The sequence below is a fragment of the Pseudomonas sp. BYT-1 genome (genome assembly GCF_023611805.1).
Lineage (GTDB): Bacteria > Pseudomonadota > Gammaproteobacteria > Pseudomonadales > Pseudomonadaceae > Aquipseudomonas > Aquipseudomonas guariconensis.
On record NZ_CP072559.1, the window covers coordinates 5,466,799 to 5,492,436 of the forward strand.

21 protein-coding genes are annotated in these 25,638 nt (G+C 61.4%); 10 read left to right on the plus strand and 11 right to left on the minus strand.

The window, feature by feature from the left end; all coding sequences use genetic code 11:
- Positions 1–2 precede the first annotated feature (2 nt).
- On the plus strand, positions 3–674 hold the full coding sequence (locus J5X93_RS25675; RefSeq protein ID WP_043209965.1) for a GNAT family N-acetyltransferase: 672 nt from the start codon (positions 3–5) through the stop codon (positions 672–674).
- A gap of 147 nt (positions 675–821) precedes the next feature.
- On the opposite strand, the gene oadA is transcribed toward J5X93_RS25675, so the two are convergent.
- A complete protein-coding gene (oadA, locus tag J5X93_RS25680) occupies positions 822–2,630 on the minus strand; it encodes a sodium-extruding oxaloacetate decarboxylase subunit alpha (RefSeq protein WP_043209967.1) in 1,809 nt (602 codons plus the stop codon).
- 11 nt (positions 2,631–2,641) lie between these two features.
- Positions 2,642–4,057: an acetyl-CoA carboxylase biotin carboxylase subunit gene (locus J5X93_RS25685; protein ID WP_070093419.1), complete on the minus strand. Its 1,416-nt coding sequence runs from the start codon at positions 4,055–4,057 to the stop codon at positions 2,642–2,644.
- 189 nt (positions 4,058–4,246) lie between these two features.
- On the opposite strand from J5X93_RS25685, the gene J5X93_RS25690 reads away from it, so the two are divergent.
- Positions 4,247–5,209 carry a LysR family transcriptional regulator gene (locus tag J5X93_RS25690; protein ID WP_043209969.1) on the plus strand — a complete coding sequence of 321 codons (963 nt, stop codon included), beginning with the start codon at positions 4,247–4,249 and terminating at the stop codon, positions 5,207–5,209.
- Here the strand turns inward: J5X93_RS25690 and J5X93_RS25695 are convergent.
- On the minus strand, positions 5,151–5,369 hold the full coding sequence (locus J5X93_RS25695; protein WP_080642090.1) for a PA3496 family putative envelope integrity protein: 219 nt from the start codon (positions 5,367–5,369) through the stop codon (positions 5,151–5,153). The genes J5X93_RS25690 and J5X93_RS25695 overlap by 59 nt on opposite strands.
- A 127-nt stretch (positions 5,370–5,496) precedes the next feature.
- Positions 5,497–6,363 carry a transcriptional regulator HexR gene (gene hexR, locus J5X93_RS25700; RefSeq protein WP_043209971.1) on the minus strand — a complete coding sequence of 289 codons (867 nt, stop codon included), beginning with the start codon at positions 6,361–6,363 and terminating at the stop codon, positions 5,497–5,499.
- Between the two features lie 104 nt (positions 6,364–6,467).
- Between hexR and zwf the strand changes: the two genes are divergently transcribed.
- Entirely contained in the window at positions 6,468–7,910 is a 1,443-nt protein-coding gene (gene zwf, locus J5X93_RS25705; protein WP_182816798.1) for a glucose-6-phosphate dehydrogenase, read from the plus strand.
- Positions 7,911–7,916: 6 nt separating this feature from the next.
- Here zwf and J5X93_RS25710 read toward each other — a convergent pair whose 3' ends face one another.
- A complete protein-coding gene (locus tag J5X93_RS25710) occupies positions 7,917–10,793 on the minus strand; it encodes a putative bifunctional diguanylate cyclase/phosphodiesterase (RefSeq protein WP_043209976.1) in 2,877 nt (958 codons plus the stop codon).
- Positions 10,794–11,032: 239 nt separating this feature from the next.
- Here J5X93_RS25710 and uvrD point away from each other — a divergent pair, with 239 nt between their 5' ends.
- From uvrD to J5X93_RS25725, 3 genes are all read left to right on the plus strand, one after another.
- Entirely contained in the window at positions 11,033–13,216 is a 2,184-nt protein-coding gene (uvrD, locus tag J5X93_RS25715) for a DNA helicase II (RefSeq protein WP_090344156.1), read from the plus strand.
- A gap of 228 nt (positions 13,217–13,444) precedes the next feature.
- On the plus strand, positions 13,445–14,293 hold the full coding sequence (locus tag J5X93_RS25720) for a Tim44 domain-containing protein (protein WP_090344154.1): 849 nt from the start codon (positions 13,445–13,447) through the stop codon (positions 14,291–14,293).
- Positions 14,294–14,404: 111 nt separating this feature from the next.
- A complete protein-coding gene (locus J5X93_RS25725) occupies positions 14,405–14,812 on the plus strand; it encodes an SMI1/KNR4 family protein (RefSeq protein ID WP_043209983.1) in 408 nt (135 codons plus the stop codon).
- 172 nt (positions 14,813–14,984) lie between these two features.
- On the opposite strand, the gene J5X93_RS25730 is transcribed toward J5X93_RS25725, so the two are convergent.
- A complete protein-coding gene (locus J5X93_RS25730) occupies positions 14,985–16,745 on the minus strand; it encodes a cation:proton antiporter (protein WP_182942034.1) in 1,761 nt (586 codons plus the stop codon).
- 324 nt (positions 16,746–17,069) lie between these two features.
- On the opposite strand from J5X93_RS25730, the gene J5X93_RS25735 reads away from it, so the two are divergent.
- Positions 17,070–17,555: an acyl-CoA thioesterase gene (locus J5X93_RS25735; protein WP_043209987.1), complete on the plus strand. Its 486-nt coding sequence runs from the start codon at positions 17,070–17,072 to the stop codon at positions 17,553–17,555.
- 44 nt (positions 17,556–17,599) lie between these two features.
- Here J5X93_RS25735 and pdxY read toward each other — a convergent pair whose 3' ends face one another.
- Positions 17,600–18,472 (minus strand): pyridoxal kinase PdxY, encoded by an 873-nt coding sequence (pdxY, locus tag J5X93_RS25740; RefSeq protein ID WP_070572228.1) that lies wholly within the window; start codon positions 18,470–18,472, stop codon positions 17,600–17,602.
- 119 nt (positions 18,473–18,591) lie between these two features.
- Here pdxY and J5X93_RS25745 point away from each other — a divergent pair, with 119 nt between their 5' ends.
- A complete protein-coding gene (locus tag J5X93_RS25745) occupies positions 18,592–18,984 on the plus strand; it encodes a DUF3301 domain-containing protein (protein ID WP_043209992.1) in 393 nt (130 codons plus the stop codon).
- On the opposite strand, the gene J5X93_RS25750 is transcribed toward J5X93_RS25745, so the two are convergent.
- Both J5X93_RS25750 and zigA read right to left on the minus strand, forming a co-directional pair.
- The gene (locus J5X93_RS25750; protein ID WP_250034235.1) at positions 18,985–19,959 is read right to left on the minus strand and encodes a CobW family GTP-binding protein; all 975 of its coding nucleotides are present in this window, start codon (positions 19,957–19,959) and stop codon (positions 18,985–18,987) included.
- 77 nt (positions 19,960–20,036) lie between these two features.
- Positions 20,037–21,242 carry a zinc metallochaperone GTPase ZigA gene (gene zigA, locus J5X93_RS25755; protein ID WP_043209996.1) on the minus strand — a complete coding sequence of 402 codons (1,206 nt, stop codon included), beginning with the start codon at positions 21,240–21,242 and terminating at the stop codon, positions 20,037–20,039.
- Between the two features lie 112 nt (positions 21,243–21,354).
- On the opposite strand from zigA, the gene folE2 reads away from it, so the two are divergent.
- Positions 21,355–22,242 carry a GTP cyclohydrolase FolE2 gene (gene folE2, locus J5X93_RS25760; protein WP_090344398.1) on the plus strand — a complete coding sequence of 296 codons (888 nt, stop codon included), beginning with the start codon at positions 21,355–21,357 and terminating at the stop codon, positions 22,240–22,242.
- A gap of 4 nt (positions 22,243–22,246) precedes the next feature.
- Here the strand turns inward: folE2 and J5X93_RS25765 are convergent, their stop codons facing one another.
- On the minus strand, positions 22,247–22,774 hold the full coding sequence (locus tag J5X93_RS25765) for a DUF3617 domain-containing protein (protein ID WP_043209997.1): 528 nt from the start codon (positions 22,772–22,774) through the stop codon (positions 22,247–22,249).
- Positions 22,775–22,900: 126 nt separating this feature from the next.
- Between J5X93_RS25765 and cls the strand changes: the two genes are divergently transcribed.
- Positions 22,901–24,340, plus strand: a complete 1,440-nt coding sequence (cls, locus tag J5X93_RS25770; protein ID WP_250034239.1) for a cardiolipin synthase — start codon at positions 22,901–22,903, stop codon at positions 24,338–24,340.
- Between the two features lies 1 nt (position 24,341).
- Here cls and cfaB read toward each other — a convergent pair whose 3' ends face one another.
- Positions 24,342–25,526, minus strand: coding sequence for a C17 cyclopropane fatty acid synthase CfaB (gene cfaB / locus J5X93_RS25775; RefSeq protein ID WP_043210002.1), 1,185 nt, complete (start codon positions 25,524–25,526; stop codon positions 24,342–24,344).
- Between the last annotated feature and the right edge of the window lie 112 nt (positions 25,527–25,638).

A 25,638-nucleotide genomic window follows, 5' to 3' on the forward strand; every position in this document is an offset into this window, starting at 1 on the left:
CCATGACAGACGCACTGAACTGGAAGCCCGCGGCAACGCCCAACGCCGAGCCCCTCGAAGGACGCTTCGTCCGCCTGGAAAAACTCGACCCGGCCCGCCACGGCAATGACCTTTGGGACGTGTTGCAGGGCCCTGGCTCGGACCCAGTGCTGTGGGACTACCTGCCCTATGGGCCTTTCAATGAGCGCGCCAGCTTCGACCGCTGGCTCGAAGGCAACGCCGCCAGTCGTGACCCGCTGTTCTACAGCGTCATCGACCGCGCCACCGGCCAGGCCCAGGGCATCCTGAGCTACATGTCGATCGTCCCCGAACAGGGCCGCTTCGAGATCGGCCACATCGCCTTCGGCGCCGCCATGCAGCGCACCCCTCGCGGCACCGAGGCCGTCTACTTGCTGAGCCAGCTCGGCTTTGCCTTGGGCAACCGGCGCCTGGAGTGGAAGTGCAACAACGCCAATGCCCGCTCCAAACGCGCCGCCGAGCGCTTCGGCTTTGTCTTCGAAGGGGTGTTCCGCAAGCACATGGTGGTCAAGGATCACAACCGGGACACGGCCTGGTACTCGATCACCGATGATGAGTGGCCAAGCGTGGCGGCAGGCTTCGAGCGCTGGTTGAGCGAAGAGAACCAGCAGCCCGAGGGGCAAGTGAAGACCTTGGAAGCATGCCGTAAAGGCTGAGAGTGCCGGCGGTACACCCACTCCCACGGGGATGCGTTATCCCTCTGGGAACGGGCCTGCTGGTGAAAGAGACCGACAAATTCAGCACAAAAAAAGGGGAGCATATCGCTCCCCATGAGGTAAACCGCTTGCTGTCGAAGGCTTGGATCAGCCTTCGATCTCGATCAGGATCTCGCCCGGCGTGACGCGATCACCCTTGGCCACGTGGATGGCAGTGACCTTGCCGGCAATCGGGGCCTGGACTTCGGTCTCCATCTTCATCGCTTCGGTGATCAGCACCGGTTGGCCGGCCTTGACGGTGTCACCTTCCTTGACCAACACATCGACGATGTTGCCCGGCATGGTGGTGCTCACGTGACCTGGGCCAGTGGCCTGCTTGCGCTTGCTGCCACCGCCGCTGACGAACTCGTTGAGCGGCTCGAACACCACCTCTTCCGGCATGCCATCGATGGACAGATAGAAGTGACGCTTGCCTTCGGCCTTGACGCCCACACCGGTGATATCGACGCGGTAAGTCTCGCCGTGCACGTCGATGACGAACTCGGTCGGTACACCTTCGCCGCCCGAGCCTGCCACGGCACCGGCTTCCGGAATCGGCAGCAGGGCTTCTGGAGTCAGGGTGCCGGCTTCACGCTCCTCGAGGAACTTGCGACCGATGTCCGGGAACATCGCGTAGGTCAGCACGTCTTCCTCGCAGCGAGCCAGGTTGCCGATATCGGCACGCAGCTTGGCCATCTCCGGCTTGAGCAGGTCGGCCGGGCGCACGTCGATCACTTCTTCGCTGCCGATCGCCTGGCGACGCAGTTGTTCGTTGACCACACCCGGCGCCTTGCCATAGCCGCCTTGCAGGTAAAGCTTCACCTCGTTGGTGATGGTCTTGTAGCGCTCGCCGGCCAGCACGTTGAAGAAGGCCTGGGTGCCGACGATCTGCGAGGTCGGGGTCACCAGCGGCGGGTAGCCGAGGTCTTCACGTACGCGTGGGATCTCCGCCAGCACTTCGTTCATGCGGCTCAGGGCGCCTTGCTCCTTGAGCTGGTTGGCCAGGTTGGAAATCATGCCGCCTGGCACCTGGTTGACCTGCACGCGGGTGTCCACGGCGGTGAACTCGCTCTCGAACTGGTGGTACTTCTTGCGCACGGCATAGAAGTACAGACCGATTTCCTGCAGCAGTTCCAGATCCAGGCCGGTATCGAACTCGGTGCCCTTGAGCGCGGCGACCATCGACTCTGTCCCTGGGTGGCTGGTGCCCCAGGCGAAGCTGGAGATCGCGGTATCGATGTGGTCGGCACCGTTTTCCACGGCCTTGAGTTGGCACATGGCGGCCAGGCCAGCGGTATCGTGGGAGTGGATGAACACCGGCAGCGATTGTTCAGCTTTGAGCGCCTTGACCAGCTCGCCGGTGGCGAATGGGGTCAGCAGGCCGGCCATGTCCTTGATCGCGACCGAGTCGCAGCCCATGGCTTCCATCTGCTTGGCCTGGGCGACGAAGGCGTCGATGGTGTGCACGGGGCTGGTGGTGTAGGCGATGGTGCCCTGGGCGTGCTTGCCGGCAGCCTTGACCGCTTCGATGGCCACACGCAGGTTACGCACGTCGTTCATGGCGTCGAAGATACGGAACACGTCAATGCCATTGACCGCGGCCTTGGCGACGAAGGCCTTGACCACGTCGTCGCTGTAGTGGCGGTAGCCCAGCAGGTTCTGGCCACGCAACAGCATCTGCAGGCGGGTGTTAGGCAGGGCGGCGCGCAGCTTGCGCAGACGCTCCCACGGGTCTTCCTTGAGGAAGCGCACGCAGGCGTCGAAGGTCGCGCCACCCCAGACTTCCAGAGACCAGTAGCCCACCTTGTCGAGCTTGTCGCAGATCGGCAGCATGTCTTCGGTGCGCATGCGGGTGGCCAGCAGGGACTGGTGGGCGTCGCGCAGGATTGTGTCGGTGACAAAGATTTTCTTGGACATTATTCGGTTCCTCACAGGCCTGCGTGTGCAGCAATGGCGGCGGCGATGGCCAGGGCCAGCTCTTCGGGTTTGCGCTTGATCGAGTAATTGGTCAGTTCCGGGTGGCTTTCCACGAAGCTGGTGTTGAACTGGCCGCTACGGAATTCCGGATTGCGCAGGATCTCCTGGTAATACGCGGCGGTGGTCTTCACGCCCTGCACACGCATGTCGTCCAGGGCCCGCAGGCCACGGTCCATGGCTTCTTCCCAGGTCAATGCCCAAACCACCAGTTTCAGGCACATGGAGTCATAGAACGGCGGAATGGTGTAGCCGGTGTAGATCGCGGTGTCGGTACGCACACCTGGGCCACCGGGCGCGTAATAACGGGTGATCTTGCCGAAGCTGGGCAGGAAGTTGTTCTTCGGGTCTTCGGCGTTGATGCGAAACTGCAACGCGTAGCCGCGGTGCTGGATGTCTTCCTGCTTGACCGACAGCGGCAGGCCCGAGGCGATGCGGATTTGCTCGCGCACGATGTCGATGCCGGTGATTTCTTCGGTGATGGTGTGTTCCACCTGCACGCGAGTGTTCATTTCCATGAAGTACACCTCGCCATCGGCGAGCAGGAACTCCACGGTACCGGCGTTCTCGTAGTTCACGGCCTTGGCCGCGCGGACCGCCAGGTCGCCGATGTAGGCGCGCTGTTCCGGGGTCAGCTGAGGGCTGGGGGCGATCTCGATGAGCTTCTGGTTGCGGCGCTGGATCGAGCAGTCGCGCTCGAACAGGTGCACCACGTTGCCGAAGCTGTCACCCAGGATCTGCGCCTCGATGTGCTTGGGGTTGACGATGCATTTTTCCAGGAACACTTCCGCCGAGCCGAAGGCCTTGGTGGCCTCGGAGATCACGCGGGGGAAAGCTTGCTCGAGCTCTTCGCGGCTGTTGCAGCGACGGATACCACGACCGCCACCACCCGAGGTGGCCTTGAGCATGACCGGGTAACCGATACGATCACCTTCGGCCAGGGCTTCGTGGATGTCGGCGACGTTGCCTTCGGTACCGGGCGTTACCGGCACACCGGCCTGGATCATGGTGCGGCGCGCTTCAGTCTTGTCGCCCATACGGCGAATGACGTCGGCGGCAGGGCCGATGAACTTGATGCCACGCTCTGCGCAGATTTCCGCGAGCTCGGCGTTTTCCGACAGGAAGCCGTAACCTGGATGCAAGGCATCACAGCCGGTTTCCACGGCCAGGTTGACCAGCTTGCGCGGGTTCAGATAGCCGGCCAGGGGCTCGGCACCGATGCTGTAGGCCTCGTCGGCGCGCTTGACGTGCAAGGCATGACGGTCGGCGTCGGAATAGATCGCCACAGAGCGAATGCCCATCTCGGCGCACGCACGCACGATCCGAACTGCGATTTCACCCCGGTTGGCGATCAGGATTTTTTTTATCACTGGAGTCTTCCCAAAGCCGATGGAACACACGAGCCGGATTCCCCGGTCGGCGCGTGGCCAGAGGTTGCTGGCCAGTCGCAAACCAACCCTATCGCTGTAGGTTGATAAACAAAAATCAATATTTGTTAGGGTCGACATAAGCAAAAGCTTATAGTGCCGTAACAAGGTTTTGCGGGAGCCTGTGGAAAAATGCGTAAGTCATTGATGCGTATGACATTGCGTCAGTTGCAAATCTTTAACGAGGTATGCGATCTGCGCTCCTACAGCCGGGCGGCGGAAGAAATGGCATTGACGCAACCCGCCGTAAGTCTACAGATCCGCCAGCTCGAGGAGCTGATTGGCCAGCCGCTGTTCGAGTACGTGGGCAAGAAGCTCTACCTGACCGAAGCGGCCGAGGCCCTGCAGCGCGCCAGCCGGGACATCTTCGGTCGCCTGGAAAACCTCGACATGCAGCTCTCGGACATGCAGGGCTCACTGCAGGGCCAACTGAAACTTGCGATCGAATCCAGCGCCAAGTACTTCGTGCCCCACTTGTTCGCCGCGTTCAAGCAACGCCATCCAGAGGTCAACCTGACCCTGACGGTGGTCAATCGGGCACAGGCGATCCGCCGGCTTTCGGACAACCGCGACGACCTGATCATCATGTCGATGGTGCCCCAGGACATGGGGCTTGAGTTCATGCCGTTCCTGAACAACCCGATCGTGGCCGTGGCACCGCCGGACCATCCGCTGTGCAAGCTGGAGAAGCTGCGCCTGCAGGATCTCGAGCCTCATACCTTGCTGATTCGCGAGCAGGGTTCGGGCACCCGCAAGGCCTGCGAGGAATACTTCAAGGACAAACGCGTGCACTTCACTCAGACGCTGGAAGTCGCCTCGGCCGATGCCCAACGCGAGTGCGTGATCGCAGGCCTCGGCATCGCGCTGCTCACCCGCCATGCGCTGAACTTGGAGTTGGCCACCGGCGTGCTGAAAGAACTGCCGGTAGAGGAGTTGCCGCTGTATCGCAGTTGGTGCGTGGTGCAGTCCAAGGCCAAGCGGCAATCACCGGTGGCCTTGGCCTTTCTTGCATTCATACGTAATGAACGGGCGAAAATCAGCGGGCTTGTGGAGCGATTTTCGGGGAAGATGCCGCCGATACCTGCCAAACCGTGATGTCTCGCAGGTCGGGGTAGTCGGTAATGTCGCGCAGCAACTGACGCTGGTCGCAGTAGCTTTCGATCGCACGGCGGAACTCCATGCGGCGCTGGTCCTTTTCCTGCTGCTTGCGAGCTTTGGCGGTGGGTTGGAACGAACCGTCATGATCACGTGCCATTGCCTGTCTCCCAGTTAGGATGCGGGGAGCTTCAGGTTGGCCTTGCAGGTTTACGGTTTGGCTGTGGATTGGTGACAAAACCGTGAAATTTGCTTTGCCTGTTCTGGCCCCTGCATCGGCAGCAGGCTCAGTCGTCGGTCGCCTTGATCGACTTGGGCGACAGTCGCAGGCTACGCAAACTGCGTTTCACGCTCTTGAGGTGATTCACCAGGCTCGGTCCGCGGGCCATGGCCACGCCCATGGCCAGTACGTCGATCACTACAAGGTGAGCGATGCGCGAAGTCAGCGGGGTGTAGATCTCGGTGTCTTCGTGCACGTCGATGGCCAGGTTGACAGTGGACAATTCGGCCAACGGCGTCTGGCTCGGGCAAAGGGTGATCAGGTTGGCGCCGCTTTCACGCACCAGATTGGCGGTGATCAACAGATCCTTGGATCGACCCGACTGGGAAATGCACACCGCTACATCGCCAGGTTTGAGGGTCACCGCCGACATGGCTTGCATGTGCGGGTCGGAGTACGCCGCAGCGCTGAGCAATAGGCGGAAGAACTTGTGCTGGGCATCGGCGGCCACCGCGCCGGAGGCACCGAAACCATAGAACTCCACGCGCTGGGCCTGGGCCATGGCGGTCACCGCCTGCTGCAGAGCCTGGGGATTGAGGTGCTCACGCACTTCCATCAGGGTGTGCAGGGTGGTATCGAAGATCTTCAGGCTATAGTCGGCGACCGAGTCATCTTCATGGATTGCGAACTGACCGAAACTGGCGCCTGCAGCCAGGCTCTGGGCCAGCTTGAGCTTGAGATCCTGGAAGCCCGAACAGCCGATCGCGCGGCAAAAACGCACGATGGTCGGCTCGCTGATGCCCACGCTGTGGGCAAGGTCGGCCATCGAACTGTGCATGACGGCAGCCGGATCTAGCAGCACATGGTCGGCCACTTTCAGTTCCGATTTGCGCAGCAAATGGCGCGATTGGGCGATATGTTGCAACAGATTCACAGGCTGGACTCGGTTATGATCGGCTGGCCGGGATGTAGCTTTCTTGTAGTTATACTACATGACCAGCGACCCGCCCAGCTAAACCAATGTGGAGAGTGGTGGTTTTGACTATTCCTTGCGACATCCTGGTCTTCGGCGGTACGGGCGATCTGGCCCTGCACAAACTACTGCCGGCGCTCTACCACCTGTACCGCGAGGCCCGCCTGCACAATGCCGTGAGGATCATCGCCCTGGCGCGGCGCAACCTGCCCCGGGATGAATACCTCAAGCTCGCCGAACGCAATTGCAGGGCGCAGATCGCCCGGCAGGATTTCGACGAAGAGGTCTGGCGACGTTTTTGCGCACGCCTGGACTACTTCGCCATGGATGCCTCGCAAAGCGCTGATTTCGTTCGCCTGGCACGCTACCTGGGCGAGCCTGGCGGCTTGGCGCGCATCTACTACCTGGCGACCGCACCCAACCTGTTCGTGCCCATCGCCAACCATTTGCGCATCGCAGGCCTTGCCGACAGCGAGGCGCGTATCGTGCTGGAAAAACCCATAGGCCACTCCCTTGAGTCAGCCACGGCCATCAACGAAGCGATCGGCGCGGTGTTCGACGAGTCCCAGGTGTTTCGCATCGATCACTACTTGGGCAAGGAGACCGTGCAGAACCTCATGGCGCTACGTTTTGCCAACGCCCTGCTGGAACCGGTCTGGCGCAATGGCCACGTCGACCACGTGCAGATCAGCGTCTGCGAGACACTGGGCGTGGAGAACCGCGGCGCCTACTACGACCGCGCAGGCGCAACCCGTGACATGCTGCAGAACCACCTGCTTCAGCTTCTGTGCCTGGTGGCCATGGAGCCGCCGGCGCAGTTCGAAGCCGAAGCGGTGCGTGACGAGAAAGTGAAGATCCTGCGTGCCCTCAAGCCGATCACCGGTCAGGACGTGCAGGACAAGACCGTGCGCGGGCAATACGGCGCCGGCCGGATCGGCGGCCAGGAAGTGCCGGCCTACTACTTCGAAAAAGACGTGGACAACGACAGCGACACCGAGACCTTCGTCGCGGTCCAGGCGCACATCGATAACTGGCGCTGGGCTGGCGTGCCCTTCTACTTGCGTACCGGCAAACGCATGGCACGACGCTCCTCGCAGATCGTCATCCAGTTCAAACCGGTGCCCCATGAGCTATTCAGTGGCGGGCAGGTCAACCAGTTGCTGATCCAGCTGCAACCCGATGAACGTATCAGCCTGCGCATGATGACCAAGAGCCCGGGCAAAGGCATGCGTCTGGAGCCGGTGGAGCTGAACCTGAACCTGGCTCAAGTGTTCGGCCAGACCCGTCGCTGGGAAGCCTACGAGCGGCTGCTGCTGGATGTGCTCGCGGGCGATTCGACCTTGTTCATGCGTCGCGATGAGGTCGAAGCCGCCTGGGCCTGGATCGATCCGATCCTGCAAGGCTGGGAAGAGCACTTCCAGGCGCCTCGCCCCTACCCTGCCGGCAGCAACGGCCCGGAGCAGGCCAACAGCCTGCTGGCCCATCAGGGCCGGCATTGGCACAGCTGAAATCGATCAGCTCATCAGGATGCTCGGGGATTTATCCAGCAAAGCCTTGAACGCCTGGGCATCCAGCGGCCTGCTGATCAGATACCCCTGCGCCTCGTCACACCCGTGATCATGCAGGAAGGCAAGCTGCTCCTGGGTTTCCACCCCTTCAGCCACGACCTTCAAGCCCAGACTCTTGGCCATGGCGATGATCGCGCGGATGATCGCCGCATCCTGGCTGCCCTCCTGCAGACCGCGAATGAACGCCTGGTCGATCTTCACGTAGTCCACCGGGAAGCGCTTGAGATAGCTCAGCGAGGAGTAGCCGGTACCGAAGTCGTCGATCGCCAATTTGACCCCCAGCTGGTGCAATTGCTGGAACGTCGAGATGATGTGCTCGACGCTGTCCAGCAATTGGCTCTCGGTCAGTTCCAGCTCCAGCAACTGCGGCGCAAGGCCCGTTTCCGCCAGCACCTGACGCACCAGGCTGACGATCTTGCCTTGGCGTAGTTGATAGCCGGAGAGGTTCACCGAAACCCGCACGCTCATGCCCTGACGCCGCCATTCAAAAGCCTGCCAGCACGCTTCGCGCAGCACGAACTCGCCCATCGGCCCGATCAGTCCGGTTTCTTCGGCAAGGCCGATGAAGTCGCCCGGCGGCACCATGCCCCACTGCGGATGCTGCCAGCGCACCAACGCTTCGGCGGCGAGCAGGCGGCCGCTGCGCAGGCAAAGCTTGGGTTGGTAGTAGACCAGCAATTGGCCTTCGTCGATGGCTTTGCGCAAGTGGTTTTCCAGCTGCAGGCGCTCCAGGGTGCTGGCGCGCAGGCTTTCGGTATAGAACTGGAAGTTGTCGCCGCCCAGATGCTTGGCATGCTGCTTGGCCATGTCCGCCTGGCTTAGCAATGCGTTGAGGTCGAAACTGGGGTCCGACAACACGCTGATGCCGACCGAGGCACTGATCACCAGCTCATGCCCACCCAGACGTTGCGGGACGCGCAGCTTGTCGAGCAGGCGGGTCGTCACTCGCACCAGGCTGGAAAGGTTGCTGTAGCCATCGAACAGCACGACGAACTCATCGCCAGACAAGCGCGCGACAGTGTCTGCTTCAGGTACCGCATTGGCGATGCGCAGGGCCATTTTCTTCAACAGCTGGTCGGCCAGTTCGTGGCCCAAGCTTTCGTTGAGCAGCTTGAAGCGGTCCAAGTCGATGTGCAGCAACGCCAGGCTGCGCCCGTTCACCCGAACCCGTTGCCCGGCCTCATGCAAACGCAGGCGGAACAGGGCGCGGTTGGCCAGCCCGGTGAGGTCGTCGTAGTGGGCCAGGTAGCGCAGGCGCTCCTCCGACTCCCGTCGGGCCGACAGGTCGGTGAAGAAGCCTACGATATTGCTGATGTTGCCCCGCGCGTCACGCACGCCATTGAGCTGCAACCACTGGGGGTACAGCTCGCCGTTGCGTCGCGCCTCGACCAGCTCGCCCTGCCAGCGCCCCTGCTGCTCCAGCGCCTGGCCGATCGCCTGGCTGTGACGCCGGGCGTCCCGGCTGCAGGGCAACTCCAGGGCATTGCGCTGCAATAGCTCTTCCCGGTCGAAGCCAGTGATTTGGCAAAAGGCCTGGTTGACGGCCAGCAGTTGGAAGCCCGCATCCAGGATCGCGATCCCTTCACTGGCCGCTTCGAACACCGTGGCCGCCAGACGCTGCTGTTCTTCCTGCTCCTTTTGCGCGGTGATGTCACGCCGTGTGCCGAGCATGCGCAGGACTCGGCCGTCGGCGGCGTGTTCCACGGCACGGCCTCGGTCTTCGATCCAGCGCCAATTCCCCTGGGTATGCCGGATGCGGTATTCGACCCGGTAGTCCTCGGTACGGCCTTTGAGGTGTTCGACCAATGTCCTGCGCAGCAACGGCAGATCGTCCGGGTGCAGGCGCGGCTTTAGGTCGGCGCGGACCGAGCGGACCTGCTCCGGGTCCAGGCCGAACAAGGCGTACAGCTGCGTGTGATGCACTTCGTCGGTGAGCAGGTTCCAATCCCACAACCCCAACTCGCTGGCCTGAAGCGCCAGGGCCAGGCGCTGCTCGCTCTTGCCCAGGGCCTGGTTGGCCAGGTCCAGCTCATGGCTGCGTTGAAGCACTCGCTGCTCGAGCCCAGCCTGGGCCTGGCGCAGTTGGTCTTCGGCATGACGACGCTGCCGCACCTCGACCAGCAACGCCTGGTTCAGTTGCTCACCACGGTGCTGGGCGCTCTGCAGGTGTTCGATCAGCGCCTGGTTCTGGAAACGGCGCAACAGGCTGCGCTCGAGCAAGCGGTTAACCTGCCAGGCCACCACCATCAGCGCCCCCAGCAGGATCAGGCCGAGCCAGCCCCAGCCGCGCTGCGCACCGGCATCGAAGTAGAACAGGAACACAATGGGCGGCAACAGGCAGGGCAAGGCGAAACTGAGAAACGCCGGCAGGCTCACGGCATAGGCGACACTGGCCGACAACGCCGCCGCCCCCAACAGTCCGAACACCCAGGCCTGCTGCACGAAATCGTCCACCGGCACCAAGGCGATCGCCGCACAGGCCAAGGTCAGGCCGCTGAAGGCCGAGCCGGACAGGAACATGTGCTGCCAGGACGCCTTGGCTTGACGCGCTGGCGTGGCCGCATCGAAGGCCGCGACCTGGATCACCCGCAGGGCCACCAGCGCCAACAGCCAGGCCAGCCATACACTGACCAGCAGATAGCGCTCAGGGCTCCACAACAGCCAGGCGCACAGCAGGCCGTTGATCAGCATCAGCAGGGTGGGCAGCAATGAGCCCTGATAGAGAAGACGGGTACGCTCGATGCAGAGCTGGGTCGCAAATTGCCTGCGCACACTCCTTGCCGTCTCCGGCGATGCTCCGATCGCCGCGAAATCCTGGGTCATAGGGTCGTGTTCTTGTTGTGTTCTTGTATTGGCAGACCGCAAAAGTGCAGCGAGCATACACAAGCCATGGCCTGGGCCAAACTGCTCTACGTCATGTTTTCAAAAATACCGGCGGCCGTTTACTCAGACCGCTCAAGAACAGGCCTCTGCCCAGGCCGCCGATGAACGGCCTGGCACCGCCTGCAAGATTTCTCCGGGGGCCGTTTGCCCTGCCCCCTGTGCGGCCCTAGAATGGCCGGATGCGCAATGATGACCTCTCCCTCCTGCTGAACTCCCTCAACGATGCCCAACGCCAGGCCGTAGCGGCCCCGCTGGGGCGTCAATTGGTGCTGGCCGGTGCTGGCTCGGGCAAGACCCGCGTGCTGGTGCACCGTATCGCCTGGCTGATCCAGGTCGAACAGGCCTCCCCCCACTCTATCCTGTCGGTGACCTTCACCAACAAGGCGGCGGCCGAAATGCGCCAGCGGATCGAGCAACTGCTGGGCATCAATCCGGCCGGCATGTGGGTGGGGACCTTCCACGGCCTGGCGCACCGCCTGCTGCGCGCTCACTGGCAGGAAGCTCGGCTGGTGCAGAATTTCCAGATTCTGGACAGCGATGATCAGCAGCGCCTGATCAAGCGGGTGATCCGCGAGCTCGGCCTCGACGAGCAGCGCTGGCCCGCCCGCCAGGCCCAATGGTTCATCAACGGCCAGAAGGACGAAGGTCTGCGTCCACAGCATATCCAGGCCGGTGGCGATCTGTTCCTGGGCACCATGCGCAGCATCTACGAGGCCTACGAACTGGCCTGCGAACGCGCTGGGGTCATCGACTTTTCCGAATTGCTGCTTCGCGCCCTGGACCTGTGGCGCGACCACCCTGGACTGCTCGAACACTACCAGCGGCGCTTCCGCCACCTGCTGGTGGACGAGTTCCAGGATACCAACGCCGTGCAGTACGCCTGGCTGCGCCTGCTTGCCGCAGGCGGCAGCAGCCTCATGGCGGTGGGGGACGACGACCAGTCGATCTACGGCTGGCGCGGCGCCAAGATCGAGAACATCCATCAGTACACCGCTGACTTCCCCGACGCCGAGCTGATTCGCCTTGAGCAGAACTACCGCTCCACCGGCGGTATCCTCAAGGCGGCCAACGCCCTGATCGCCAACAACAGCGGGCGCCTGGGCAAAGAGCTGTGGACCGACATGGGCGAAGGCGAGCCGCTGACCCTCTATGCCGCCTACAACGAGCATGACGAAGCGCGCTATGTGGTGGAGACCATCGAGAGCTTCATCAAGCAGGGCAATGCCCGCAGCGACGTGGCCATCCTGTACCGCTCCAACGCCCAGTCGCGGGTGCTCGAAGAAGCCTTGCTGCGCGAACGCATTCCCTATCGGATCTACGGTGGCCAACGCTTCTTCGAGCGCGCCGAGATCAAGAACGCCATGGCCTACCTGCGCCTGCTCGAAGGCCGCGGCAACGACGCCGCGCTAGAGCGAGTAATCAACGTTCCACCGCGCGGCATCGGCGAAAAGACCGTCGAGGCGATCCGCGAACATGCCCGGCACAGCCAGTTGTCGATGTGGGAGGCCATGTGCCAGTTGTTGGCGGCCAAGGCCCTCAAAGGCCGCGCCGCCAGTGCCTTGGGCGCGTTCATCGAATTGATCGAAAACCTCGCAGCCAAGGTCCTGGAAATGCCCTTGCACCTGATGACCCAGACTGTCATCGAGCAGTCCGGCCTGATCCTCTATCACCAGGAAGAAAAAGGCGAAAAGGGCCAGGCTCGGGTAGAAAACCTTGAGGAACTTGTCAGCGCGGCGCGCAACTTCGAGACCAGCGAGGACGACGCCGACCTATCGCCGCTCTCCGCCTTCCTCGGCCACGCCTCCCTGGAGGCCGGCGATGCCCAAGCCGACGAGCACGAGGACAGCATCCAGCTGATGACGCTGCACAGCGCTAAGGGATTAGAGTTCCCCTATGTGTTCCTGGTCGGCATGGAAGAAGGCCTGTTCCCCCACAAGATGAGCCTGGAAGAACCCGGCCGTCTGGAAGAAGAACGCCGACTGGCCTATGTGGGCATCACCCGGGCCATGCGCCAGCTGATCATGACCTACGCCGAAACCCGCCGTCTGTATGGAAGCGAGACCTATAACAAAGTGTCACGTTTCGTACGGGAAATTCCGGCAGGCCTGGTTCAAGAGGTGCGCTTGTCCAACTCGGTCAGCCGTCCCTTCGGTGGCAGCCAGAGCCAAGCGAGCAGCCTGTTCGCCAATGCCAGCATCCCACAGACCGCGTTCAACCTTGGCCAGCGCGTGCAACACGCAGTGTTTGGCGAAGGCGTGATCCTCAACTTCGAAGGCTCTGGTGCCCAGGCACGGGTGCAGGTCAACTTCGCCGAGGGCAGCAAGTGGTTGATGCTGGGGTATGCCAAGCTGGAAGCGATTTGAGGCCCGCTGGCACTGACCCCGTGCGAGTAGGGCCTACCGCAGGCTTCGCCAGCTCCCCTGGTTCAATGCTGCCGCCTCCTACAGATCTTGACGAATGGTCCTATCCAGCAATCAGTCTTGCCTCAGACCATTCAGGCAAAAGCTGGAAACATTATGGCGCTGGTCATGTCTCCTACAACATGTGCAACATGACGCGCGTGCAATCCACCCACAGGGGATATCCCATCTATGCAACGTTTTCTTAGCATCGTACTGGCGCTGTGCGTCGGCCTGACGCTGAGCCTGGATGCCAACGCCAAGCGTTTCGGCGGCGGCAAGAGCTCGGGCTCCGCGCCTATCCACCAGACCCGCCAGGCTGCGCCAACCACACCTGCCGCCGCGCCAACCGCTCCTGGCCGTGCACCGGCCGCCGCCAGCGGTGCTTCGCGCTGGCTGGGCCCACTGGCCGGTATCGCCGCCGGTGGTCTGTTGGCCTCCATGTTCATGGGCGACGGCTTCCAGGGCATGCAGATCTTCGACTTCCTGATCATGGGCCTGATCGCCTTCCTGGTGTTCCGCTTTATCGCCGCCCGCCGCCGCCAGCAGCAGCCGCAGATGGCCGGTGCCGGCCATGCGCCCTACCAGCGTGAAACCCATGCCCAGCCAGCCCAACCGTCGGTCTTCGGTGGCGCTTCGGCCGCCGCTGGCGCACCGGTCATCAACGCTCCGGCCTGGTTCAACGAGCAAAGCTTCCTGTCCGCTGCCCGCACGCACTTCATGTCGCTGCAGCAGCACTGGGATGCCAACGAAATGGACAAGATCGCCGAATTCGTCACCCCGCAGATGCTCGAGTTCCTCAAGCGCGAGCGTGCCGACCTGGGTGATGGCTTCCAGTCCACCTACATCGACAACCTCGATGTGCAGCTCGAAGGTGTCGACGATCGTGCCGACAAGACTGTCGCCACCCTGACCTTCCATGGTGTATCGAAGACCTCGCGCTTCGACCAGGGTGAAGCATTCAGCGAAAGCTGGCACATGGAGCGCGCCCAAGGCGAAAACCAGCCTTGGCTGCTCGCCGGTATCCGCCAGAACGGCTGATCTACCGCGTTGCACTCAAACCCCGGGCTTGCCCGGGGTTTTTGCTTTTGGCACAGCGGGCTACTAGGGTATAAACCGCAGCGTTGTCATCAAGGCCAGAGGATGTAAGCCGTGGAAGAAGTGATCGATCAGCTCCGTGAAGCCAATGAACCCGTGCCGGTGCCACTGGAATTGCCGGACGAGGACCTGTTGGTAGAAATCGAGGAAGAGTTGCTGATCAACATGCCGTTCGGCCTGCGTGAGTTCCTGCTGACGGTCAGCGACGTGGTGTACGGCAGCCTGGAGCCGGTGACCGTCACCGATCCCCAGTCCCACACCTACCTGCCAGACGTTGCCGCCAACGCCTGGGATGCTGGCGTACCACGCGACCTGGTCCCGCTGTGCCAGGATGGGGACAACTACTACTGTGTCGAGGAAGACGGCACCGTGGTGCTGTGGGACGCCGAGGAAGAAGCGATCAGCGAAGACAACTGGGAAACCGTCTGGCACTGGGTCCGGGACGTCTGGCTGGAAAGCTGAACCGTACTTCCCGCAAAGCTCGTGCACCTCGGTGCGACATAATTTCTTGCGCCAGGAGATGGCTCATAGCCACCACCCAACGTAGAATCGCCAGGCGTTCTGCGCCTGGCGGCGGCGTTACCGTTCCATCCCCTCGGACTGCGACGTCGCCTTGCGCAGAGAGCGCAAACGCTCAATGGGTTTGATCCCGGTTGTTTTCCAGCGTTTCCAGCAAGGCGATTTGCATGCGGGTATGCACCCGGATGAACCATCGCCACAGCAAGGCCACCACCACCGCTGCCACGATTGCGATGACCAGCAGCAACTCGTTGGTCGGCAGGATGCTCGCCGAAAGCGCCGACAGCAGCAGGAAGATCACCAGCAGCGACAGCAACGGAATCACCTCGGCAATTACCCGACGGACACGTTGAGTGTGCCGTCCGGCCATCTCCGGCTTCACGCTCATCTCCGCCAACAGCATCGATAGCGCCTTGAGCTTGCGATAGGCGGCAATCAGGAAAGGCAGCGACAACAACAAGGCGGCCCCCCAGATCAGCGCCTTCTGCTGGCTGACATCGTTGACCCATTCGCTCAACCAGTTGCCAATGCGCGCGGCAAAGTAACCACCGCTAAAGAAAATCGCGATGACCAGCGCCAGGTTGACGCCCACCTGCATCAGGATACGCCGGATCATCGCCGCGACCATCGCACCCTCGCCGTGGGGCTGAATGCTGCGCAGCCACTCCCCGTATAACGACAGCACCCGCGCCAGGCGTCCGGGCACCACCTTGCCAAGCTTGAGCGAGAGCGGATCGGCAGCGCGAATCAGATAAGGCGTGAGCAAAGTGGTGATGGCCGACACGGCCACAGCCACCGGATAAAGAAAATCGCTGGTGACCTGCAAGGTCATGCCCAAGGCAGCGATGATGAAGGAAAACTCGCCAATCTGTGAAAGCCCCATGCCAACACGCAGCGAAGTGCGTCCATCATTGCCGGCGATGAATGCCCCCATGCCGCACGACAGCATTTTGCCCAGCACCACCGCCAGGGTGATCACTGCGATCGGCCAGGCGTAGTCGAGCAACACGCGCGGGTCGATCATCAGGCCGATGGCAACGAAGAAGATGGCGCTGAACAGGTCGCGTACGGGCTCGATCAGACGCTCGATCTTCAGCAACTGCCGGGATTCGGCCATGATCGCGCCGATCAGGAACGCACCCAGGACCATGCTGTATTCGAGCTTGACCACCAACAGACAAAAACCGAAGCACAGCCCCAGTACAGTGATCAGGAGCATCTCGTTGCTTTCGAACCTCGCCACATAGGCCAACAGCCTTGGCACCAGCAGGATGCCGATCACCAGTGCAACGATCATGAACAGCGACAATTTGCCGACCGTGGAAAACACTTCGCCGGAACTGACCGTGCCGCTGACGGCGATACCCGACAACAGGGCGATGATCCCGATGCCAAGGATATCCTCGACGATCAGCACGCCGAAGATCAGCTGGGCAAAGCGCTCGTTCTTCATCTTCAGGTCATTGAGCGCCTTGACGATGATGGTGGTCGAGGAGATCGCCAGGATCGCCCCAAGGAACAGCGAGTCCATGGTGCTCCAGCCGAACCAGCGGCCGATCTCGAAACCGATCCAGATCATCAGGACGATTTCCAGGAAGGCGGCGATGAACGCAGTGGCGCCGACCTTGAACAGCTTGCGCAGGCTGAATTCCAGGCCCAGGCAGAACATCAGGAAGATCACCCCCAGCTCAGCCAGGGTCTTGATGGTGTCCTCATCGTGGATCAGGCCAAAGGGTGGTGTGTGAGGCCCAATGATGAAGCCTGCGACGATGTAGCCCAGCACCACCGGCTGCTTGAAACGGTGGAAGAGAATGGTAACCACCCCGGCGACCAGCATGATCACGGCCAAATCCTGGATGAAACTGATGGCATGCATGGCGAGGTACTCCTTTTCTCGTTGCTCGGGCAGACCGCTCCTCTGCCAAGGCAAACCCAAGCGAGCAGCACGTACATACTGTGTTCAAAGCAGGAAAGCCCATGTTGCATGGGCTCGCTCAGGTTAACATCGCGCCTTCGCATGAATAGCCGATGCAATATGTAGAAACAGATCGGCGATTTTGCTGCCAGAGATGGCACGATCCGCGTGACGGAAGCACGTCAGGCGACGTCCCGTACCAGGATGGGGAAACCCTATGAGGGGGAAACAGAAGTGTCCGCAGATACCAGCCCCGTTTCAGCGCAACCAACCCGTGAGCACACTATGGAACCTGGAAACGCCCAGCTGACGATGACCGTCCTGATGACCCCGGACATGGCCAACTTTTCCGGCAACGTCCATGGCGGCACCCTGCTCAAGTACCTCGACGAGGTGGCCTATGCCTGCGCCAGCCGCTATGCCGGCACCTATGTGGTCACCCTGTCGGTGGACCAGGTGATTTTCCGAGAGCCTGTACATGTCGGCGAACTGGTGACCTTCCTCGCCTCGGTCAACTACACCGGCAATACGTCCATGGAAGTGGGCATCAAGGTCGTGACCGAAAACATCCGCGAGCGCTCCGTGCGGCACTCCAACAGCTGTTTCTTCACCATGGTTGCGGTCGACGACAATCGCCGTCCGGTGCAGGTCCCGCCACGCCAGCCCCAGAGCAGCGAAGAGAAGCGGCGTTTCCTGCAGGGCCAGCAGCGTCGACAGATCCGCCAGGAGCTGGAACAGCGCTACCAGAACCTCAAGACCGATTCGATCTAGACGTCAAGCAACCGGCAGGGCTGCACAGCGGCCCTGTCATGGGCCTAGATCGCCAACCGCTGCGCCTCGAAGCGCACACGCGGATGGGCGATGCGGTCTTGGGCCCTGATCGGTTGCAGCTCGTAGCTCGCGCAGGCCTGGGTCTCCAGCAGCACTTCATGCACGGCCGCAGCGGTGAACTCGAACGCCTGGACCCAGCTGTCCCCGAGCAACACGCGGGCCAAGAACAGGCCGGAGGTCAAGTCACCCACCCCTACCGGCTGACGTGGGAAGGCCAGCAATGGTCGACGCAGATGCCAGCTGTGTTCTCGGGTCACCAGCAGCATTTCAAAGGCGTCCTCGGCGCGCCCCGGATAGGACAGATGCTTGACCAGTACCACCTGGGGACCGCGCTCAAGCAGGCCGCGCGCCATGGCCACGCAATCATCCAGGGACTCGGCCCGACGACCACAGAAGCTGTCCAGTTCAAGCTGGTTGGGGCACAGGATATCCGCCACTGAGGCGGCTTCCTCCAAGAGAAACTCACTGACTTCGACCGGCACGATGCAGCCTTTTTCCGCATGCCCCATGACCGGATCGCACAAGTACAACGCCTTGGGGTTCACCGCCTTGATCCGCTGGACACCCGCCAGGATCGCCCGGCCCTGCTCGGCGCTGCCCAGGTAACCGGAAAGCACCGCGTCGCAATGGCCCAGCTCGCCGATGTTGGAAATGCCTTCCACCAGCGCAGGAATTTGCGCCGGAGCGAGCACTTCACCGGCCCACTGTCCATACTGGGTATGGTTGGAGAACTGCACGGTGTTCAGCGGCCAGACATTGACCCCGACCCGCTGCATGGGAAACACCGCAGCGCTGTTTCCGGCGTGGCCGAAGACCACGTGGGACTGGATAGCAAGCAGATGCGGTGTACGTTTCATGTGGGAAATTCCAAAGCTGTTTCAGTAGATGTGCGCCGCGCAGTATGAACCCGTTTGCCACCTGTACGACAGGCCAGGGACACAGTTAAGCTGGATCTACCGTTTTGGAGCATATGCAAATGTTGACCCTGGAGAACCTCTTCGTCCTGATGGTACTGGCGACCGCCGGTGCCTGGTTGTGGCACAACCATGGGCTGCGCGAAAAGGCCCTTGAACGGGTCAAGCAGCATTGCACCAAGCTTGACCTTCAACTGCTCGACGATAACGTCGCCCTCAAGCGCATCGCCTTCGTGCGCGATGCCAATGGCCGCAAGCGCCTGGCGCGTGTCTATGGGTTCGAGTTCACCGTGACCGGCGAGCAACGCCACCCTGGGACAGTGACGCAGTTCGGTGCCCACACCCTGCAGATCGAACTGGCGCCCTATCCATTTGAAATCAAGGTTCCGCCGAAGGCAGACAACGTCATCGAGATGCAGCAGTGGCGCCAGGAACATAACCGCTGGCGCAACTGATCAGGCCTCCAGGCGGCAAGCGACCAAGGCTTCCTGGAGGGTGTCCAGCAGCTGCGGCTGATCGAAGATCAACTCCAGACGTGAATCCTTGCGCCATTCGCTCGGCTGCCAAGCCAGTGCCTCGCCTTCCAGGCTATTGAAGGACTGCCAGCCGGCGTCGCTGTGGATAACACCTTTTGCGCGGCGCCACGGCCAGCTTTCAAGCATTGCGAGCAAACGCGTCGCGTCGAAACGCTGCGAGGGGTGCCAGCGCCAGCCAACACTCCAGCCACCCTCGCCTTGCTGGGCGAGACAGATTGGCTGGCGAGGATCTGTCCACAGGGCGCCAGCAGGGTTCGAAGGGGTCTCCCTGGGTAGTTTGTCCACAGCCTCGAGAGGGCTCGTTGTGCCAGACGTGACGGGCAAAAGGTCCACCGACAATCGCCCATGATCGGTCCAAAGCCTTGGCAACTCGGGGAACTGTGCAGTTATCAACAGGCGCTGGGTTTCATCCAAAGCCCCAGCCTTGTTGAAAACCAGCAATGCAGCCTCGGGCAAGGCTTGCCGTTGCGCGTCAGGCAGCGGTTCACCACGGGCCAGAGCCTGGGCGTCCAGCACCATCACCAACGGCTGTACGGCCAGTACACCCACCCAGGGCGCCTGACCCAACTGGGCCAGCAAAGACTGAGGATGGCCCAGACCGGACGGCTCGATGAACACCCGATCAGGCCGAGCCTTGCGCAACAAGCGGCCCAAGCCGACCTGGAACGGCATGCCATTGACGCAGCACAGGCAGCCGCCGGCCACCTCGCCAATAGCGATGCCATTCTCGTCCCGACTCAGCAGCGCCGCATCCAGGCCAATCTGCCCAAACTCGTTGACCAATACGGCCCAGCGCTCCCCTGACGGGCGCTGAGCCAACAGCTGATGTATCAGGCTGGTCTTGCCGGCGCCCAATGGGCCTGCGATCACGTGGGTCGGGATGTTCTGGAGCATGGGCCATACCTTGGAAATAGCCTCCAACTATGCGCCCTCGTTGCTACCAGTCAAGCCGCCAAAAGTTATCCACACCCTCACGCTGCTTCGTCATACCAAGGCCCGAACGGATCGGGAAGACGCAGCCATGCCATCTCCCCTTGCGCCCATTCCTCGTCGGTCAGCAGACATGCATCCAGTTCTGTGGATAGCTGTGCGAAGTCGATATTCTGACCAATGAACACCAATTCCTGCCGGCAATCGCCACATTCTTGCGTCCACTGCTTGAGGATCGCCTGGGTGCTCTCGGAGTCCTGCGGCCATTGCTCCTGCGGTACAAAGCGCCACCAGCGACCGGCGAACCCATGGCGCATCATGCCGCCTGCCTGGGACCAGCTGCCCGCCTCCTGGAACTTGCTGGCCAGCCAGAAGAACCCCTTCGAACGTAGCAACCTGCCGTTGCTCCAGGGCTTGTGGATAAAATCGTGGAAGCGTTGCGGATGCAACGGGCGACGGGCCTGCCACGTCCCTGCGGCGATCCCGTACTCTTGCGTTTCCGGCACGTGCTCGCCACGCATCTCCTGCAACCAGCCAGGTGCTTGGGCCGCTTGCTCGAAGTCAAAAAGGCCAGTATCGAGAATACGTGCCAGCGGCACCTGGCCCATGACCATCGGCACGATCTGCGCCCGTGCGTTGAGGCTGCGCAGGATGGCCGTGAGTTCGTCTCGCTCATGCTGGCTGACCAAGTCGATCTTGCTCAGCAGCAGTATGTCGGCGAACTCCACCTGTTCGATCAACAGATCGCTGATAGATCGCTCGTCGTTTTCACCCAAAGATTCACCGCGGCTGGCCAGGCTGTCGGCTGCCTGGTAGTCACGCAGAAAATTGAGCGCATCGACCACCGTGACCATGGTGTCCAGGCGTGCCATGTCCGACAGGCTTCGACCCTGTTCGTCACGGAAGGTGAACGTCTCGGCGACCGGCAACGGTTCGGAAATGCCGGTGGACTCGATCAGCAGGTAATCGAAACGACCCTCGCTCGCCAGCCGCGCGACCTCCTCGAGCAAATCTTCCCTCAGCGTGCAGCAGATGCAGCCGTTGCTCATCTCCACCAGCTTTTCTTCCGCCCGGTTCAGGCTGACATTGCGCTGCACCTCGCTCGCATCGATGTTGATATCGCTCATGTCGTTGACGATCACGGCGACGCGCAGGTCTTCGCGATTGCGCAGCACATGGTTGAGCAAAGTGCTTTTGCCAGCTCCCAAAAAGCCGGAAAGCACAGTTACAGGTAAACGGTTAGGCATTGGTCGTACCTCGACAGGCAAGCGCATTCGAAACGATGCATTGCGCATTGTTATAATATAACAATAGAATTTCGCCAAGCCGCGTTTGTCGATCCTTGCCAGAGAACCCATGATGACCAGCCTGACGCTTCCCGACGTCGCCACACAGTCCCTCCCCGAGGCCGTCCCCCTGGAGTGGGTTGGTATGTGTGGAATCGCCGTGCCGTTGCAATTTGAAGGACGCACCCTCAATGCCCAAGCCGACGCGGGCGTCAATCTCGAAGACGGCGCCGCCCGAGGCATCCACATGTCGCGGCTTTACTTGGCGTTGGAAGCCTTGGAAAACACCGAGCTCAGTCCGCTGCTACTCCGTCGGCTGCTGGCGAGTTTCCTCGATACCCACGTCGGGCTCTCTTCAAAGGCGCAGGTGAGTTTGCGCTTCGAGCATTTGCTGAAAAGACCTGCCTTGGTCAGCCCCTTGGCTGGCTGGAAAAGCTATCCCGTCTCCTTGGATGCTACGACGGACAATGAAATGTTCCACGTGGAACTCTCGGTGGTAATTCCTTACTCCTCCACCTGCCCCTGCTCCGCAGCGCTCGCCCGACAGCTGATTCAGCAGCAGTTCCTCAAGGACTTTCCAAAACAGGTACCCGATCAATCGACCTTACTGGAATGGCTCGGCAGCAATCAGGGCATCGTCGCCACGCCCCATAGTCAGCGCAGCGAGGCCCAGGTCCGAGTACGACTGCGAGAGAACCTGCAGCACTTGCCGCTCTCCGAGTTGATCGACACGCTGGAGCGTGCCTTGGGTACGGCGGTACAAACAGCGGTAAAGCGCGCAGACGAACAGGCGTTCGCCTTGGCCAATGGACAGAACCTGATGTTCTGTGAGGATGCCGCCAGGCGTTTGCACCAGGCGCTTAGGCAAGTGCGGTGGGTAGAGGGGTTCAGCCTGCGGGTGGAACATGCAGAGAGTCTGCATGCCCACGACGCAGTGGCGATCAGTCGCTATCGGTTTTGAAGCCTCAACTGCGAGGTTTCACCGAACCGCAGTCGTTACCCAGCCAGACCGCCTTGGTGTTCATGCTGCCCTGTTGCTGAACGCCTGAAGCGTTGAACGTGCCACTGACCTGGGTATGAAACTCCCGGTCACTGAGGAAGGTCGCCTGCCCGGTGCCTTGGGCACGAGGGCAACTGAACTGGAATTTCCATACATTGCCTGTACGGTCGGTGATCTTCTGCGTGCAGCCGGACTGAGGGTCCTGCAGCGGAATGTCATTGGTCCGGACCTGCTCTGGTGTCAGGCAGGAGCGCACGCCCTTACCACCCACGGTGATGCCCTGCTTGGCCAGCATGCCTTCCATCATGGCGCGTTGCTCAGGTGGCAGGTTCTTCAATTGCCCGAGCATGAATTCCATGTCCGGTAATGGCTTGCCATCGACCTGCATATTGCTGGTGGTCAGCTCCCACAAGCCCGGTTGCAACATCTGCGCATGTACCAGTGGTGCGCTCAGGCCCAAGGCCAGCGCCAGCAGTGGCAGACGAATCTTCATGGATCAATGCTCCTCGATAGTACGGCCTCTGCCGATTGAGCCTTAGACGTCATTTCCGCTTCCGGGTTGCAAGGCGGGACAGGAACATGCTCTGTTATCGTCAGGCTCTCAGCAAGCAGGATGCATATGGATTTCCACAGCCCCTATTTCTTCGGCTATGTGCTTGGCCTGATTCATCTGCTAGGCATCATCGCCGCGCTGCATGCGGTGTTCACCGTGCGCACCGCCCAGGGTGCCATCGCTTGGGCGATGTCCTTATTCTTCATCCCTTACTTCACGCTGATTCCCTACCTGGTGTTTGGGGCCCGCTCCTTCTATGCCTACATCCAAGCCAGACGCCAGGCCAATCAGGAAATGCACGTCGCCATGGCCAATCTCAACTGGCGGCCTTGGGTTGAGGAAGCGCTGACAGCCCGGGAGTCGGAAAGCTATGCCGCCCTGCGGGCAATGCCGAAACTCGGGCGCATGCCGTGCCTGGCCAACAACGAAGTGAAACTGCTGATCAATGGCCAGGCCACCTTCGATGCCATCTTCGCAGCCATTGCCGAAGCCCGGCAGGCCGTGCTGGTGCAGTTCTTCATCATCCATGACGACGACATCGGCAAGAAACTGCAGCAACTGTTGCTGCGCAAGGCGGCAGAAGGTGTGCAGGTATTCGTGCTGTATGACCGGGTGGGGAGCCATGCTTTGCCGGCCAGCTATAGCCAGACCCTGCGGGAGGGAGGCGTGAAGATCCACGCCTTTGCCACACGCCGTGGGTGGTTCAACCGCTTCCAGGTGAACTTCCGCAACCACCGCAAGATCGTCGTCGTCGATGGCCTGCTGGGGTTCCTCGGCGGGCATAACGTAGGGGACGAGTACCTCGGCGGCCACCCTCGCCTGTCGCCTTGGCGTGATACCCACGTTCAGGTCAGCGGCCCAGTGCTTGCCTGCTTGCAGGAGTCCTTCGCCGAAGACTGGTATTGGGCCGCTCGCCAGTTGCCGCCGTTGATCCTGCCCGACACCTATCCGGATAACGGTGTGCTCTGCCAGGCATTGGCCAGCGGTCCGGCAGACCCGCAGGAAACTTGCGCGCTGTTCTTCCTTGAAGCCATCCACTCGGCTACTCAGCGCGTGTGGATCACTAGCCCGTACTTCATTCCAGATGAGGCGATCTTCGCCGCCCTGCGCTTAGCGGTGTTGCGCGGCGTGGATGTGCGTATCCTCATTCCTTCACGGCCGGATCACCGCATTGTCTACGCAGCGTCCAGTCTGTTCGCCTTCGAAGCGGTGCGGGCCGGAGTGAGGGTGTTCCGTTATCAGCCAGGGTTCCTGCACCAGAAGGTGGTGCTGGTCGATGACGAGGTGAGTGCGATCGGCAGTGCCAACCTGGACAACCGTTCGTTCCGTCTGAACTTCGAGATTACCTTGCTGACCGTCGACCGTGCCTTTGCCGACCAGGTCGAGTCGATGCTGCTCGATGACTTTGCCCAAGTCCGGGAGATCACTGCCGAAGACAGCCGCGATACGCATCGCCTGCAACAACTTGGGATGCGTATCGCCCGGCTGATTTCTCCGATCCTGTGAGTCAGCGGTAGAGGTCCTCGCGGGTCCAGGGCAGGTCATGGTGCCCATCGGCGTAGGGCTTCACCGCCAGGATCTGGTGCAGGTTGATCCAGCCCTTGGAGAAGGCATAGGCGCATCCGGCCAGGTACAGGCGCCAGATGCGCAGAGTCTTCTCTGGCACCAGGGTGGCGGCTTTATGCAGTTGGTTCTCGAGGTTTTCGCTCCAGTGATTGAGCGTCTTGGCGTAGTGCAGGCGCAGGCTTTCCACGTCCACCACTTCCAGTCCGGCCTCACAGATGTTGGCCGTGATCATCGAGAGGTGCGGCAGTTCGCCGTGGGGGAAGACATAGCGGTCGATGAACTCGCCCGCGCCTCGCCCGACTGGCCGGCCATCCACGTGTTTGGCCGTGATGCCATGATTCATCACCAGACCGCCTTCACGCACGGCGCCGAACAGCTTCTGGCAATACAGCGCCAGGTTGGCGTGGCCGACGTGTTCGAACATACCGACACTCACCACCTTGTCGAAGCGTCCGTCCTGAGGCAGGTCGCGATAGTCCAGGATTTGCAGGTCGACCTGATCGCTCAGCCCCTCCTTCTTGACCCGATCACGACCTAGCTTGAGCTGCTCCTTGCTCAGGGTGATGCCGAACACCTTGGCGCCATACTCACGCGCGGCGAAACGCGCCAGCCCACCCCAGCCGCAACCCACATCCAGCAAGTAGTCCCCAGCCTGCAGGCGCAACTTGCGGCAGAGGTGATCGAACTTGTTCTGCTGGGCTTCGTCTAGGGTGTTGTCCGGTTCGCGGAAGTACGCGCAGGAGTAGGCCATGTCCTGGTCGAGCCACAGCTGGTAGAACTCATTGGACAGGTCATAGTGGTAGGAAATGGCTTCGGCGTCGGTAGCTTTGTCATGCGCGATACGCTCTGGCGATACTTCTTCCTCGTCTTGGAGCAGAGCTTCGCTGAGCTCGTCGCAGACGCGGATGACTTCCCCGATATCGCCTTCCAGTTCCAGCTTGCCTTCGACGAAGGCGACACCCAGTTCGTCCAGGCTCGGGTGGGTCAGCTGACTGATCAGCTGAGGCTCCTTGACCAGGATGGTGACCTGTGGGCTTGGCCCTAGGTCGAACTGGTTGCCATCCCACAGCTTCAGACGCAAAGGCAAGTGCAGGCTCTGCAACGCAGGTGGAAGTTGCGCAAGCATGAATTTCCCTCCCTTCATGTGTACCGGACGCCTCATCTCATATTTGGGACGTCACCGGGGCAAGGGTAGTTCATTCACCGGAAGTTTCCGTTTATCAAGACCATGGTCTAGA